Annotated in this window: 12 protein-coding genes; 5 read left to right on the top strand and 7 right to left on the bottom strand. The window is 73.7% G+C overall.

The features are described from left to right. From DY240_RS14600 to DY240_RS14590, 3 genes are all read left to right on the top strand, one after another. Positions 1 to 3,730, top strand: a 3,730-nt coding sequence (locus tag DY240_RS14600) for a S8 family peptidase (RefSeq protein WP_119660585.1), incomplete at its 5' end; no start/stop codon positions are given. 143 nt (positions 3,731 to 3,873) lie between these two features. After that, entirely contained in the window at positions 3,874 to 4,449 is a 576-nt protein-coding gene (locus DY240_RS14595) for a TetR/AcrR family transcriptional regulator (protein ID WP_119660584.1), read from the top strand. Next, positions 4,446 to 5,618 carry an MFS transporter gene (locus tag DY240_RS14590; protein WP_119660583.1) on the top strand — a complete coding sequence of 391 codons (1,173 nt, stop codon included), beginning with the start codon at positions 4,446 to 4,448 and terminating at the stop codon, positions 5,616 to 5,618. The genes DY240_RS14595 and DY240_RS14590 overlap by 4 nt, the downstream gene beginning before the upstream one ends. A 512-nt stretch (positions 5,619 to 6,130) precedes the next feature. Here the strand turns inward: DY240_RS14590 and DY240_RS14585 are convergent. The 5 genes from DY240_RS14585 to DY240_RS14565 all read right to left on the bottom strand — a co-directional run bounded on the left by DY240_RS14585 (position 6,131) and on the right by DY240_RS14565 (position 10,981). Beyond that, complete coding sequence (locus tag DY240_RS14585; RefSeq protein WP_119660582.1) at positions 6,131 to 6,889, bottom strand: alpha/beta hydrolase; 759 nt, start codon at positions 6,887 to 6,889, stop codon at positions 6,131 to 6,133. A gap of 15 nt (positions 6,890 to 6,904) precedes the next feature. Further along, on the bottom strand, positions 6,905 to 7,906 hold the full coding sequence (locus tag DY240_RS14580; protein WP_119660588.1) for a PHP domain-containing protein: 1,002 nt from the start codon (positions 7,904 to 7,906) through the stop codon (positions 6,905 to 6,907). A gap of 26 nt (positions 7,907 to 7,932) precedes the next feature. Continuing rightward, positions 7,933 to 8,844: an arginase family protein gene (locus DY240_RS14575; RefSeq protein WP_119660581.1), complete on the bottom strand. Its 912-nt coding sequence runs from the start codon at positions 8,842 to 8,844 to the stop codon at positions 7,933 to 7,935. A gap of 4 nt (positions 8,845 to 8,848) precedes the next feature. Then, positions 8,849 to 9,550 carry a VOC family protein gene (locus tag DY240_RS14570; protein ID WP_119660580.1) on the bottom strand — a complete coding sequence of 234 codons (702 nt, stop codon included), beginning with the start codon at positions 9,548 to 9,550 and terminating at the stop codon, positions 8,849 to 8,851. Between the two features lie 162 nt (positions 9,551 to 9,712). Next, the gene (locus tag DY240_RS14565) at positions 9,713 to 10,981 is read right to left on the bottom strand and encodes an MFS transporter (protein ID WP_158602853.1); all 1,269 of its coding nucleotides are present in this window, start codon (positions 10,979 to 10,981) and stop codon (positions 9,713 to 9,715) included. 99 nt (positions 10,982 to 11,080) lie between these two features. On the opposite strand from DY240_RS14565, the gene DY240_RS33345 reads away from it, so the two are divergent. Continuing rightward, the gene (locus DY240_RS33345; RefSeq protein WP_119660578.1) at positions 11,081 to 11,653 is read left to right on the top strand and encodes a CGNR zinc finger domain-containing protein; all 573 of its coding nucleotides are present in this window, start codon (positions 11,081 to 11,083) and stop codon (positions 11,651 to 11,653) included. Between the two features lie 124 nt (positions 11,654 to 11,777). Here the strand turns inward: DY240_RS33345 and DY240_RS14555 are convergent, their stop codons facing one another. Next, entirely contained in the window at positions 11,778 to 12,671 is an 894-nt protein-coding gene (locus DY240_RS14555) for an alpha/beta hydrolase (protein ID WP_119660577.1), read from the bottom strand. Positions 12,672 to 12,732: 61 nt separating this feature from the next. Next, a complete protein-coding gene (locus DY240_RS14550; protein WP_147375327.1) occupies positions 12,733 to 14,103 on the bottom strand; it encodes a M14 family zinc carboxypeptidase in 1,371 nt (456 codons plus the stop codon). A gap of 173 nt (positions 14,104 to 14,276) precedes the next feature. Between DY240_RS14550 and DY240_RS14545 the strand changes: the two genes are divergently transcribed. Beyond that, positions 14,277 to 15,101 (top strand): DUF4190 domain-containing protein, encoded by an 825-nt coding sequence (locus DY240_RS14545; protein ID WP_119660575.1) that lies wholly within the window; start codon positions 14,277 to 14,279, stop codon positions 15,099 to 15,101. Positions 15,102 to 15,125: the final 24 nt, after the last annotated feature.

Here is a 15,125-nt window from a genome sequence, read left to right as displayed (position 1 = left end):
CCCGGCCACGTCGGCGCCGGCCGCCCCTGCCGCCGCGCCGGAGACCGCCGCCGACCCCACGGGCGGCGGCGCACCCGCAGGCGGCGAGTCCGCCACCCGGGTCACGCTGGTCACCGGCGACGTCGTCCACGTCACCACCGTCGGCGGGAAGACGTCGGTTGCCGTCGACGCGGCGGACGGGGGTGCGGTCGAGGCGTACGAGCTGGACGGCGACACCTACGTCGTCCCGGCGCGCGTGGCAGCGCAGGTCCGCGCCGGCGCCGTGGACGACCAGCTGTTCAACGTCACCCGGCTCATCGCGGAGGGGTACGCCGACGACGCGGCCGCCGAGCTGCCGGTCATCGTCACCTACGACGGCGCCGCCGCGCGGTCCGCGTCCACCGTCGCGAGCCGGGCCGAGAGCCTGCCGGCCAGCGACGCCACGCTCCCGCTGCCGAGCATCGACGGAGCCGCGGTCGAGGTCGCCAAGGCCGACGCCGGCACGTTCTGGGACGCCGTCCAGGCCGACCGCGGCGTCGACGGCGTCTGGCTCGACGGCAGCGTCACCGCGACGCTCGACGTCAGCGTCCCGATGGTCGGTGCGCCCGAGGCGTGGGCGAGTGGACTCGACGGCACCGGCACCACGGTCGCCGTCCTGGACACCGGCATCGACGCGAGCCACCCGGACGTCGCCGGCCAGATCACCGTTCAACAGGACTTCACCGGTGGGAACAGCCCGGTCGACCGGCACGGCCACGGCACCCACGTCGCGGCCACCGTCGCCGGCACCGGCGCGGGCTCCAACGGCGCCCGCCGCGGCGTCGCGCCCGGCGCCGACCTGATGATCGGCAAGGTCCTCGACGACGGCGGCAACGGCCAGGACTCCTGGGTGATCGCCGGCATGGAGTGGGCCGCACGGAACGGCGCCGACGTCGTCAGCATGAGCCTCGGCGGGTACGCCACCGACGGCACCGACCCGCTCAGCCAGGCGGCGAACGAGCTGACCGCGGAGACCGGCGCCTTGTTCGTCATCGCCGGCGGCAACTACGGCCCGGGCGACTACTCGCTGACCAACCCGGGCGCCGCCGACGCCGCGCTCACCGTCGGCAACGTCACCAAGACCGAGGAGCTGGCGGCGACGTCCGGCCGCGGCCCGCGCGTGGGCGACCACGCCGTCAAGCCCGACATCACCGCGCCCGGCACGAACATCGTCGCCGCCCGGGCCGCCGGCACGGCCATGGGTTCCCCGGTCGACGAGCTCTACACCAGCGCGTCCGGCACCTCGATGGCCACGCCGCACGTCGCCGGCGCCGCCGCGATCGTCCGTCAGCAGCACCCGGACTGGACGCCCGAACAGGTCAAGGCCGCGCTGGTGTCGACCGCCGTCCCACGCGACGGCCTCACCGTCTACCAGCAGGGCGGCGGACGGCTCGACGTCGCCACCGCCGTCGCCCAGGGCGTCTACGCCGGACCCGCGCCGCTGAACTTCGGCTACCTGCCCTACCCGCAGGCCGAGCTGGAGCCGATCGTCCGCACCGTCACGTTCACCAACGTCACGGATGCACCGGTCAGCCTCGACCTCGCCGCGACCGCGACCACCGGCGGCGCCCCGGCGCCGGCCGGCATGCTCACGCTCGGCGCGCCGTCGGTGACGGTCCCCGCGAACGGCACCGCCACCGTCGACGTCACGCTCGACCCGTCGCTCGGCGCGGCCGGCCTGTACAGCGGCTTCGTCACCGGGACCGGCCCGGACGGGGTGAGCGTCTCGCTGCCACTCGGGCTGAACAAGGAGCCGGAGGTCTACGAGCTCACCGTCACCGTCCTGGACCGCGACGGCGCCCCGAACCGCGGCGCGACCGTCCAGGTCGGCAACGTCGACGACTCCTCCACGCACGTCTCGTTCCCGAACCTGGACGCGCGCGGCCAGGCGACCGTCCGCGTGCCACCGGGCACGTACAGCGTGCTGAGCATCATGACCGAGCTCGACGGCGAGCGGTACACCTACACGTTCGCCGGCGACCCGCAGGTGGAGGTCGGGCCGGGCGGCGCGAGCGTCGTGCTCGACGGCCGCACCGCGGTCCCGGTCAGCGCCGACGTCGGACGGACCGTCGAGGGCGTCTCGGCGAAGCTGGAGTTCTGGCGGTTCCCGCTGGCCGGCGCCGCGATGCACTACCGGTACCTGCTCGGAGAGCCGTTCACCGATCTCTACGCCACGCCGACCGAGCAGGTCACCGAGGGGCAGTTCCACCTGGTGTCGCAGCTGTCGCTGGCCGAGCCGGACATCGTCGTCGACGGCGCCGGGCTGGCCGCGTTCGAGCCGGAGTACTTCGTCTACGCGCCGGAGCTGCCGGCCGGCCGGTTCCGGTGGGACGTCGTCGACGCCGGCGCCGCCACGCCGGCCGAGCTCGCCGGAGTCGACCTGGACGGCAGGATCGCGCTGGTCGAGGCGACCGGCGGGCAGTGGAGCGAGCAGATCCGGGCGGTCGCCGCGGCCGGTGCGGAGCTGGCGCTGCTCTACAGCCGGTCCGGCTACCCGTTCTCCGGCGCGGTCGAGCGCGGGCTGCCCATCCCGGCGGCCGCGCTGGACCTCAGCGAGGCCGAGACGCTGCTGGCCCGCGGCGGCGGAGCCGTCACCGTCCACTCCACGCCGGACAGCCCGTACCTCTACGACCTGCGCTTCGACGAGGACGGCGGCGTGGGCACGGACCTGTCCCACGTCATCGACACGGACGACCTCGCCACGGTGTCGAGCACGTACCACGCGGACGTGCCGGAACGCACGGTCGCCGACGTGAACCCGTCGTTCGCGCCCTGGCAGGACAACTCCTTCGACTCCTTCCGCTACTTCCGCGCGCCGGTCGAGCGGACGGAGTACGTGACGGCGGCGCCCGGAATGCTGTGGCTGAAGCAGCTGGCCGGCTACGAGACGGACGACGTCGTCCTGGCCCGCGGCGCGCGCGACCGGCTGCGGACGCTCTCGGCCGGCGAGCGGGTCGAGGACACCTGGTTCGGTGCGCCGTTCGTGCCGTCGCCGCGACGGGAGGTGCTCCAGCAGACCCGCGTGGGCATCCCGTGCCCGGCCTGCCGCGACGCCGACGAGCTGTTCTTCTGGATCGAGGACTACGCCGACTCCGGCGACGGCCACTACGGCGTCTGGGATACCCGCTGGGAGAACTCGGCCACCCGCCTGTACCGCGACGACCAGCTGGTGGTCAGCCGGCGCACCGGGCGCGGGGTGCTCGCGGCGGTCGCGGCGGACTCGGAGTACCGCCTGGAGATCGACGCGTGGTCGGACGCGCCGTGGAGCTGGGGGACGCGGTCGTCGACGGCGTGGACGTTCCGGTCCGCGGCCCCGGCGTCCGGCCTGGGCGAGCTGCCCCCGCAGTACGCCTGCACCGACGGCGGGCACCGGAACTGTGCGTTCCTGCCGCTGCTGTTCGCGTCGTACGACGTGCCGCTGGACCCGCTCAACCGCGCGCCGGCCGGCCGCACGTTCCACTTCGACCTCACCGTGGGCGGGCAGGTGGGCGCGCCGTCGCCGTCCGTTCGCCGGGTGCGGGTGGAGGTCTCCTACGACGACGGCGCCAGCTGGCGGCCCGCGGTCGTCCGGCCGGCGGCGGGCGCACCGGGGCGGTACACCGTCACCGTCAAGCACCCCGGCGACGCCGCGCACGTGTCGCTGCGGATCGACGCCGAGGGCGACGGCACCCGGCTGGAGCAGGAGGTGATCCGCGCCTACCCGCTGGACTGATCCCCCGCCGCATGCTGGGGCCCCGCCGCCGGGGCCCCAGCATGCGCGGCGTCCGAGGCAGCCCCCAACCCCTCCCGCCCCACCCCACTTTGAGGTAGGCGGGGTCTAGACGACGCCAGCCGCGGCGTGATACACCTTGTATCATGAGTGAAGCGGCGGTGTCTCAGGACGTGCTGGCCGCGGCCAAGCGGCTGGCCGAGCGGCAGGAGCTCGGCGGCGCGTCGATGGCCGACATCGCCAAGGAGGCCGGCATCACCCGCGTCACGCTGTACCGGCGCGGCGAGACGCGGGCCGCCATCCTGGTCGCGCTGCGCGACGAGCTGGCCCGCGAGGAGCGCGCGCGGCTGCTGCCGGTGCTCGCCGGCGACGGCGACGCGCGCACCCGTCTGATCGCGGCGTTCGAGGTCATCTGCGCGATCACCGACGAGCGTGCCGACCTCCTCACCGGGCTCGACGATCCGACGCTCAACGCGATCTACCACGACCCGGGCGACGAGTCGCTCACCCGCACGGAGTTCACCGCGCCCATCGTCCGGCTGCTGCGCGACGGCGCGCTGGACGGCTCGCTGCGCGCCGTCGCCGATCCGGAGGAGGCCGCCACCGTGCTCTACGTCCAGGTCACCGAGACCTACCTGCATCTGCGCCGGGAGCACCGCTGGTCGGCGAAGCGCACCACGGACGCCGTCATCGAGCTGACGCTGAACGGGTTACTGCCATGACCGCGCTGCTCGAGCGGGTCATCCCCGGCCAGGACGTCCACCGCGGCCGGGTCGCCCGGCTGACGATCGCGCACGCCGGCGCCGACCTCTTCCAGGCCGCCGTCCCCGCGCTCATCCCGTTCTTCGTGGCCGAACGCGGCATGACCTACGCCGACGCCGGCCTGCTGGTCCTGGCCGGCAGCCTCGCGTCGTCGGTCATGCAGCCGCTGGCCGGCGTCGTCGGCGACCGCGTGCGGGCCGCCTGGCTGCAGCCGCTCGGGCTGGTGCTGGCCGGTGGCGGGCTGCTGGCGGCGACCATGCTGCACTCGTTCGCCGCCATCGCCGTCGCGCTGCTGCTCGGCGGCCTCGGCGTCGCGATCTTCCACCCCGAGGCGTTCCGCGCGACCCGGGCCGCGGCTGCCGCCAGCCCCGGCGCCGCGCTGGGCGTCTTCGCGCTCGGCGGGAACATCGGCTTCGCCCTGGGCCCGTCGCTGGTGGTGCCGCTCGGTGCGGCGTACGGCATCGAGGCGGCCGGCGCGGTGGCGGTCATTCCGCTGGCCGGTGCGCTGCTGCTCGGCCGCGGGATCGACTCGGAGCTGGCCGAGCCCGAGCCCGACGAGCCCGGCGCGGCGCCGCTGCCCAGCGACTGGCGCACGTTCGGCTTCGCGACGCTCGGCGCGACGGCGGCCGCGGGCGTGCTGTTCGGACTGATGGCGTTCGCGCCGGTCTGGTTCGACGAGACGCTCGGCGCCGGCGTCGGCCTGGGCAGCGCGGCCGTCACCGGCATGCTGTTGGCCGGCGCGGTGGGGACGTACGCGGCCGGCGCGCTCGGCGACCGCCACGGACGGCGGCCGGTCGTCCTGGTGTCGGTGCTCGCCCTGGTCCCGCTGTCGGCCGTACTCCCGCTGACCGGGCCGCTGCTGGCCGTGGTGCTGCTGATCGTGATCGGGCTGGTGCTGGAGGGCATCTTCTACCCGCTGGTCATCGTCGCCCAGGACGGCCTGCCGCGGCACGCCGGGCTGGCCGCCGGCATGGCGCTCGGCCTCAGCGTCGGCATCGCGGCCGGAACCACCAGCCTGCTCGGCGTCCTCGTCGACGCGAACGGCCCGGTCGCGGCTCTCTGGGGCTGCGCGGTCATGGCGGCGGTCGCCCTGGGCGCCGGCGCCCTCGCCGTCCGCCGCCCCCACTGACGCCGCGCACCGGCCGACGCCCGACCCACGACTGTTGATCTTGGAGTAACGCCGGTATCAATCGGACATTTCGGGCCGCAATGGCGGCATTACTCCAAGATCAACTTCGGCGGGGTGGGCGGCTGGCCGGACTGCTCGTTCGCCGGGGCTCCCCGTCGCCCCGGCTGCCCCATTCTCGTGCCGCGAAGGACGGGCAGCGACACGGAGGGCGGGGTGGAGTTTGGGCAGGACTGGATGTTCCGCGTGCCCGTTCGTCCTAGTTTGCCCGGCTATGGACGGTGGTGCTCATCGGCGATCGCGTACATCACCACGATTGCCCAACCCTCACCACGATTGCAGGCGTAGTACGACACGGAATTTCCTAGTGAACGTGATCAATCCGGAGCCGGAGGTGGCCAACGGGCGGCCGGCGCGGCAAACGCCCACCGACGCCCCCGCACCCGATGTTGATCTTGGAGTTGTTCGGCCATCTATCGGACATTTCACCCCACGATTGCCGAACAACTCCAAGATCAACACGGGGACGCGGGGCCTGTCGCGACCGCGTCGACGAAGTCGAGGATCGCGGTCTGGAGCTGCTCGGCCGGGGCGCCGCCGTCGGCGAGGATGTCGGTGCCGTGCCGCGGCGTCGGCAGGACGAGGAGCTCGCTCCCGGGCAACCAGGCGTGCAGTTGCCGGGTGTCCTCGGTGGCGCCGTAGCTGTCGCCGTCGCCGGTGATCAGCAGCGCCGGACAGCTCAGCCCGGCGACCGTGGCCTGCTCGAAGTCCATGCCGTCCGAGTCGAGCACGCCGGCGACCCACACGACCGCGTCCGTCGGCGGCGACGGCTCCAGCGCGACGTGCAGCGACGCCATGGCGCCCAGGCTGGCTCCGGCGACGACGACTCGTTCGGCGCCGTGGTCGCGCAGGTACCGCACAGCGCCGACGACGTCCTGCCAGACCTGGAACCGGGGCCGCAGCCGTTGGTACGTCACCACCCGGTGGCCGCGCTCGGCGAGCGCCTCCGCCGTCGCCATCCAGTCGTCCTGGCTGTCGCCGTTGCTGCCCATGTGCGACAGGACGACGCCGACCGGGGCGTCGTCGGGGCCGAACAACCGGCCCTGCCGCGGCTGGTCGTCGCCGCCGGTGAACTCGATCTCCCGAAACGGCCCGGTTGGCGTCGTCGACACCGGCGCGGCGGAGGGCGAGCCGTCGCCGCCGGCGGAGTCGCCGCCCGCGCAGCCGGTCAGGGCGAGCGCGAGCAGCAGGACGGCGACGGCGGGACGCGGCATGTGCGGCATGGTGCCCTAGGAGCCGCGACGGGTCCAGGCCAGCAGGTCGTCGACCGGCCAGGTGTTGACGATCTTCTCCACCGGCACCCCGCAGGCCGCCGCCCGCTCGCACCCGTAGGGCTGCCAGTCCAGCTGGCCGGGCGCGTGCGCGTCGGTGTCGAGCGCGAACGAGCAGCCGGCCTCGACGGCCAGCCGCAGCAGCCGCTTGGGCGGGTCGAGCCGCTCGGGCCGCGAGTTGATCTCGACGGCGACGCCGAACCGCTCGCACGCGGCGAAGACGATCTCGGGATCGAACGTCGACTCCGGCCGGGTGCCGCGCCCGCCGGTGATCAGCCGGCCGGTGCAGTGCCCGAGGACGTCGACGTGCGGGTTGGCGATGGCGGTGACCATGCGCTCGGTCATCTCGTCGGACGCCATGCGCAGCTTCGAGTGCACGCTCGCCACGACGACGTCGAGCCGGCCGAGCAGCTCGTCGGTCTGGTCGAGCGAGCCGTCCTCGTTGATGTCGACCTCGATGCCGGTGAGGATCCGGATGCCGGGGTCCTTCTCGTTGAGCTCGGCGACGATGTCGAGCTGCTGGCGCAACCGCTCCGGCGACAGCCCGTTGGCGACGGTGAGGCGGGGCGAGTGGTCGGTCAGCGCGACGTACTCGTGGCCGAGCTCGGCGGCGGCCTGGACCATCTCGGGGATCGGGCTGCCGCCGTCGGACCAGTCGGAGTGCATGTGCAGGTCGCCGCGCAGCGCGGCCCGGATCTCCGCGCCGCCCTCGGCGACCGGCCGCCCGCCCGTCGCCTCGAGGCGGCGCAGGTACACCGGGACCTCACCGGCCAGCGCCTCGGTGATGACGGTGGCGGTCACCTTGCCGATGCCGGGCAGCTCGGTCAGCGTGCCGGCCTCGACCCGCTCGACCAGCTCGGCCAGCCCGACGTCGTCGACGGTCTTCGCGGCGGTCCGGAACGCGCGCACGCGGTACGTGGGCTCGCGGGCGCGCTCGAGCAGGAACGCGATGCGCCGCATCAGGTCGCCCGGCGTCGGATCGGCTGTCACGGACCCAGTGTCTCGTGTCGTGCCAGCACAGTGGCGACGGCTTCGGCGAGGCGGCGCGCGGTGGAGCCGTCGGGCTCGCCGTGGTCGGGGTTGAACTCGGTGAGCACGAGGCCGGCGAAGCCGGGGTGCTGGGTCATCACGCTCACCGCGCGCACGACCTGGTCGAGCGTGAGCCCGCGATACTGCGGCACGTCGGCGGCCGGCAGGTCGAGGAAGTTCACGACGTCGACGTCGAGGTGGACGACGAACCGGTCGGCGACGGACGTGACGGCGGACAGGGCGAGCCGGGCGGCCGCGGGCGGGTCGGGCGCGACAGCGGCGACCGGGAACCGCCAGCTGGGCACCCGTCCGTGCACGTCCTCCTCGTCGTCGGCGTAGCCGAAGAAACAGACGTGATCGGCGGTGAGCAGCGGGCGGCGCGGCCCGAAGCCGCTCAGGGCAGGCGCGGTGCCGGGGATGTCGAGCAGGTGCGCGACGCCCATGCCGTCGGCGATCGGCTCGTACGGGTGGTCGGCCGGCGTCATGAGGTCCTGCCCGCCGTCGACGTACATGAGGCCGACGTCCTGGCCGGCGGCCGCGAACGCGCTGATCACGGCGATGGTGAGGGTGCACTCGCCGCCGACGACGAACGGCAGCTCGCCGGCGGCCAGGATGCCGGCGACGGCGTCGCGGGTGTCGCCGAGCACGTCGAGCACGGCGTCGAGGTTGTTCGGCCGGGCGTCGAGCGTTCCGGCGGGCGACGCGGCCCAGCGTCGAACCGGGCGGTCGCCGTGGTCGGCGATGTCGCGGCCGGTCGCCCGCAGCAGCTCGACCAACCCGGCCGACCGGAGCGCGGCCGGCGCCCGCTCCTGACCGGGCCAGTGCGCGGCCGCGCTGGACGGCACGCCGAGCAGCCCGAGCGTCGTCATGGCGTCAGTCCCGCCCCTGCCACGTGCAGATGCAGATCTCGTTGCCCTCGGCGTCGGCGAGCACCCAGAACGCCGGCGCCCGCCCGTCGTTCACCAGCCGCCCGCCGGCGTCGAGCGCGGCCGACAGCCGCCGGCGCGCTTCGTCGTGCGGGACGCTGATGTCGAGATGGATGCGGTTGCGCTGCGGCCGCGGCGCGTCCATCTGCTGGAACCAGACCGCCGGCCCCTGCCCGAGCGGGTCGATCAGCGCGTCGGCCGGGCCGTCGTGGCCGGGCTCGTCGGTGTAGGCGAGGACGGCCTTCCAGAACGGGCGCACCGCCGGGATGTCGAGCGCGTCGATGGCGATCTCGAGCGACTGCTCGGCCCGCGGCTGCGGCGTCCCGACGGCAGGATCGGTGGTGTGGCCGGTCGCGCGCAGCGCCGTCGTGATGCGGGCCGCGGCCTCGACGTCCTCGCTGGTGACGTCGGCCAGCGCGGGGTCCTGCAGGCTCAGCAGCACCCGTCCCGGACGCAGGTCGGCGCGCAGGTGAGCGTCGGCCGGACCGGCCGCGCGCACCGCCGCCGCCGTCACGTCGGCAGCCTCGGCCGGCGACTCCACCGCGACGCCGGCGTGGAACCGCGCCAGGAGGTAGCGCCAGCCGAGATGCTCGACGGCGGCCGATGCCTCCGGCCGACGCAGCGGCCGCCGCGTGGTGTCGTCACCCATGGGGGCCATGCTTGCACGCCGGACCGACAGCCGCGCCGCTCCCGACGCGACGACGCCGGTCCCCGTTGATCGTGGAGTTGTTCGGCAATTGCCGCGTGAAATGTCCGGTAGATACCCGAACAACTCCAAGATCAACAGTGAGGTTGGTGGCGGCGGGCGTACTCAGCCTGGGACGGGGGCGGTGTCCTCGTCGACGGGGCCGCGAACGGCGGCGGCCAGGTCGGTGCGCAGCGCGAACGGCACGAACGCCGCCAGCACCACGACCGCGAGCACTGTCGCCGCCACGAACGCCGTCCGCAGCCCCCACAGCTCGGCGACGAGGCCGGCCAGACCCGCGCTGGCCGGGATGACGCCCCAGCTGATCATCCGCGAGGCGGAGTAGATGCGGCCGAGCAGCTCCGGCGGCGACAGGTTCTGCCGGATGGTCCCGGCGAGGATGCGCCAGATGCTCGAACCGGCCCCCGCGACGACGGCGCCGGCGGCGACCGCCCAGATCCCGGCGTCGAGGGCCACCGGCGCCACGAACAGCACCGTCCCGACCGCGTCGGCAACCATGAGCCGCGTCGTGCCGACCCACCGGCGCAGCGGCTCGACCAGCACGGACGCGATGAGCCCGCCGATCGCCATCGCGGTCAGCAGCAGCCCGTACTGCGCGGCCGTCAGCCCCAGCGGCCCCGGCTCGACGACGTACACGACGAGCAGCGCGGTCGCCACCGCCCAGACGACGTTCATCGCGGCCGTGAACAGCGTGAGCGTCCGCACGACCGGCTGGCGCCAGAGGAACCGGAACCCGGCGACCAGCTCGCCCCGGCGGCGGCCGGCCGGGGGCGCATCGGCGGCGGCCGCAGCGGGCCGGCGCAGCGTCATCATCAGCACCCCGCCGACCGCGAGGACGTAGAGCGCCGCGCTGGCGCCGGTCGCCAGGGCGAGCGTCGCACCGGCGAGCAGGCCGGCCAGCGGCGGGCCGGCCAGCTGGTTCGCCACGTTGATGGTCGCCTCGATGCGCGCGTTGGCCCGGCTGCGGCCGGCCGGCTCGACGACCAGCGGGATGGTCGAGGTGAGGGCGGTGTCGACCAGCGTCTCGGCGATGCCGAGCAGCACCGCCGCGACGAGGATCAGCGGCAGCGACAGCACATCGGTCAGGAAGGCGGCCGTGACCCCGCCCAGCACGACCCCGCGGACCGCGTTGACAGTGCTCAGCAGCGCCCGCCGGTCGAGGCGGTCGACGATCCAGCCGGCGTGCAGCCCGAACACCGGCCACGCCAGGGTGAGCGCCGCCGTCACCGCCGCGACGCCACCCGCCGACGCGTCGACGGCGATGGCCAGCAGCGGCAGGACGAACAGCGCCATGCCGTCGCCGAGGTTGGCCGCCCCGGTGCCGAACCACAACCCGTTGAACGACCGGCCCAGCGACACCGGCAGCACGCGCATCGGATTCTCACCCTTCATCGGCGTTTCACTGGTTGTAGTTCTGGCACAGAAGCGTCTCACCTGTCAACGCCTGATGAATGGTGAGATATTCTCGGCGGTATGACCGACGTCGAACTGGTCGGCAACGCGCTCTGCCTCGACTTCGCCAACACGGTGAACGCCCGGCCGGTCGCCCGGCGCGACTGGCTGGCGACGCCGGACGAGGCGGTGGTCTGGGCGCGCGCCGCCGGGCACCCCGTCGACGACGATCCGAGCCTGCGGTTCACCCTGCCGATCGCCCGCGATCTGCGCGAGACCGTCTTCCGGGTGTTCCAGCCGCTGGCGCACGGCGAGCGTCCCTCGCCCGACGACCTGGAGATCGTCCACGCGACGTACACCGAAGGGATCGGGCACGCCCGGTTCGTCGACGACGGCGAGACGTTCCGGCTCTCCTGGACGCGGCCGCAGACGCTGCGGGTGCTGCTCTGGGAGGTCGCCGCGTCGGCGGTCGGGCTGCTCACCCAGGGCCCGCTGCACCGCCTCGGCGACTGCCCGTCGTGCCACTGGCTGTTCCTCGACACCAGCAAGAACGGGCGGCGCCGATGGTGCAGCATGGCCACCTGCGGCAGCCGCGACAAGGCCCGCCGCTACTACGCCGGCCGCGGCTCCGGCGACCGTGACACCGACGGGTGACCACCCGCGCGCCGGCGGCAGCCCCGGACGCCCGCGGCCGACTCAGCGCGCGGATGGGTGCGGGATCGAGGTAGCCGGGGCGACACCGATCCCTCACCCATGCCCGGCCGGCATCACGCCGGCGTCACGCCTGCAGCGTCGCGGCGAAGTGCGCGTCCAGCGCCTCGACGGCGAAGGAGACCTGGGCCGGCTGGTCGTAGAAGTCGATCTGCGTGCCCTCGCCCCACACGACCTCGACCGGCCCGCGCAGCCGCGACCGCAGCCGTTCGATGTGCGAGGGGAAGACGCACCCGTCGGAGTGGACGAACAGCGCCGGCACCGACACCGCCCCGGCCGCGGACAGCCCGTCGAACGTCAGCCAGGGCAGCCAGCTCGCCTCGGCCATCTCGTTGCGCCACGACGGCACCGCGCCGCGCGCCGGGTTCGCGTAGTAGTCCAGCTCGAGGAACATCCCGGCGCGGTCGTTGCCGGCCTCGTACGCCGGCACCGTGACGACCGTTCGGTCCCGGTGGAACGCCGCCAGGGCCGCCGCCGCCCGGCCCAGCCGGTCGCGGACCCCGTCGAGCCCGCCGTAGAAGGGGGCGACCGACTCGGTGTCGTGGAACCAGCCGGCGATCCCGGCGAAGGAGGCGATCGGCGCGCCGGCCGCGATGGCCGCCAGCGCGTACTGGGCGCTCGCGCACACGCCGACGTAGCCGAGGCCGCCGGGGCGGACGAACGAGAGCGACGACACGAACCGGGCCGCGGCGACGATGTCGGCGATCTTGCGGCTGGGCAGCTCGAACTGACGGGGCTCGCCGCCGCTCTCACCCCAGCCGGTGAAGTCGAACGTGACGGCGGTGTAGCCGCGGGCGGCCAGCTCGGCGGCGTAGCGGTCGGCCATCTGCTCCTTGACGGTCAGCCAGGAACCGGTGACCAGCACGGCGGGCTGCCGCTCCAGCAGGTCGTCACCGGCACGGTGCACGCGGCCGGCCAGGAGCGCGCCGCTGCTCTCGAACACGACGGGAAACGTGGTCATGGGCCGACCGTCGCACGCCGGCCCATGACCACGGAGGGTCGAAACCTGCTGACCTACGGCGTCACGGCCGCGACCGGTGGAAGTCGCGGCGGCATTCCTTGAGGTCGACGGTCACCGTCTCGCCGAGGTCGACGTTCACGGGGACGGTCTGCAGGACGGTGCCGTCGGGGCGCTCGCAGGTGAGGATCCACGGCTCCTCGTAGAACCCGGTCTGGAACCCGTGGATGCCGTCCTCCTGGTACGCCGGGATCGGCCGGTACGACGGGTTCACCGCCCACTCGAACTTGCCGTTCCGGCTCTCGATGTCGAGGTCGGACGTGAGCGTGGTGGTGAACGACGACGGCCGCGTGCTGCCGTCGGGCTGCGGGTAGGGGCTGGTGTACATGTCGAACGCCTTGGTGATGCGCAGGACGGCGCCCTTCGGCCCCTTGCCCTCGATGACGGCGTACTGGGCCGGGTCGGCGGCCGTCTCGAGCATCGTGAACATGGCCTCGCGGTGCTCGTCGTACACGTCGAGGACCTGGGTCTGGTAGGTGCGCTCGACGCCGGCGTCGGGGCAGGTCTCCGTGGTCAGCGCGAGCCCGCGGGTCGCGTAGTACGCCCAGTCGATGGCCTCGCCGGTGGTCTCGTAGTCCTCGGCCGACGGCAGCGCGTCGTAGCCGGGGCCGTAGATGGACGCGACCCGCGACGCCAGGGCGTGCAGGCGGTCGACGTCCTGCGCGGGGCCGGCCTCGAGCTGCAGCGGCGGGTACAGCACCACCTGGATGCACGTGTGCTGGGTGTTGAACACGACCGCCTGGCGGGTCGACAGCAGCCATTCCATGTTCCGCGTCTCCGGCTCCGACCACGGCGCCACGCCGCCGGTCGGGATGGGCAGCCAGCCCATGCCGTAGTTGCGGTTCATGTCGGTGTTGGTATCGGTCTGCCGGCGGCCCCGGACGAAGCCGTCGACGTTGACGACCGGCACGACGACGACCCGGGCGCGGTCGAGCAGTCCGGTGACGTACGGGTCGCCGGCCGCGGCGCTCTCGACCAGGTCGATGGCGAACTCCATGGTCAGCTCGCCGCTGGGGAACTCGTTGCCGTGGTGCATGCCGACGTCGACGAAGACCGGCTTGCCGTCGGCGGCGTCGACGTTCGTACTGATCTCGACGCCGCGGACGGTGCGCCCGGACGTCGTCGGGTAGGGCAGCGTGATCGGCTTGACCAGGTCGGGGTGGTCGGCGACCAGCTCAGCCAGGTCGGCCTCGTAGTCGGCCAGCGTCCGGTACGCGGTGTTGCCGCTGGGCAGCCCGGCGGCCTCCGCGGCCGTGGACGACGGCGACGCCGCGCCCACGGCCGCCGGGACGGCGACCGCCGGGACCGCCAGGACGGCGGCCGCGGCCAGCACGACGGTGCGGCGACTCGAACGGGAGTGATCAGTACGCCTCATGAACGCGTTCCTCTCCGCAGAACGGCAGGGGGCAAGGGCACGACCCAGTCAAGATCGGCCGGCCCGCGCCGAGGTTATCGCTTCGTTACGTTTCGCACGAGAGGTATGGCATGTCACGTTGCGTCCGCCGCGCCAGAGGAGCTCGCGTCCGCCCCATGCGGTAACTTCCGCTCATGTCCGACGCCGGCGCTCCGCCGCCCCCGCCCAACCCGTACGCCCAGCCCGCGCCGGGCACGCCGCCGCACCAGGCCGGCGGCGGCACGCCGTACCCGCAGGGCGGCACGCCGTATCCGCACGGCGGCACCGCGCCTCCGGCGTACCCGCAGTACGGGCCGTACTCGCCGTACGGCCCGAACCCCTGGCCCGGCGAGCCGCCGCGCAAGCCGGGCACCAACGGCTTCGCGATAGCGGCACTCGTGCTCGGCATCGTCGTCGTCATCCCGCTGGCGATCGTCTTCGGCATCATCGCCCTGGTCCAGACGGCGAAGACCGGCCAGAAGGGGCGCGGCCTGGCGATCGGCGGCCTCGTCGCCGCCGGCCTGTGGATCGTCCTCTTCGTCGGCCTGGGGGTCTGGGCGGTGATGAGCGAGCCGGAACGCAACGAGGCCGGCGAGATCACCGAGGGCGGAACGGTCTCGACCTTCGACGTCGAGGTCGGCGACTGCCTCAACGGCCTGCGCGAGACCGAGGACGAGACGGCGATCAGCATGTTGCCGGCCGTGCCGTGCGACGAGCCGCACGAGGGCGAGGTGTACGCGACCTTCGACCTGGAGGACGGCGACTACCCCGGGGAGGAGGCGATCTCCGCGCTCGCCGGGGAGCGCTGCGACGCCGCACTGCTGTCGTACTCCGCCAGCGCGTACGACGACCGCAACGTCGGCATCTTCTTCCTGTACCCGCAGGAGGTGGGCTGGCCGCAGGACCGTGAGGTGGTCTGCATCGCCTACGCCGCCACGGGGATGCTCACCGGGACCCTGACGGAACAGACGGGCACCTGACGGAGGGACTTGCGGTCTAGGTTA

The sequence above is a fragment of the Jiangella rhizosphaerae genome (assembly GCF_003579925.1).
GTDB lineage: Bacteria > Actinomycetota > Actinomycetes > Jiangellales > Jiangellaceae > Jiangella > Jiangella rhizosphaerae.
This window is presented reverse-complemented; position numbering and strand designations above follow the sequence as displayed.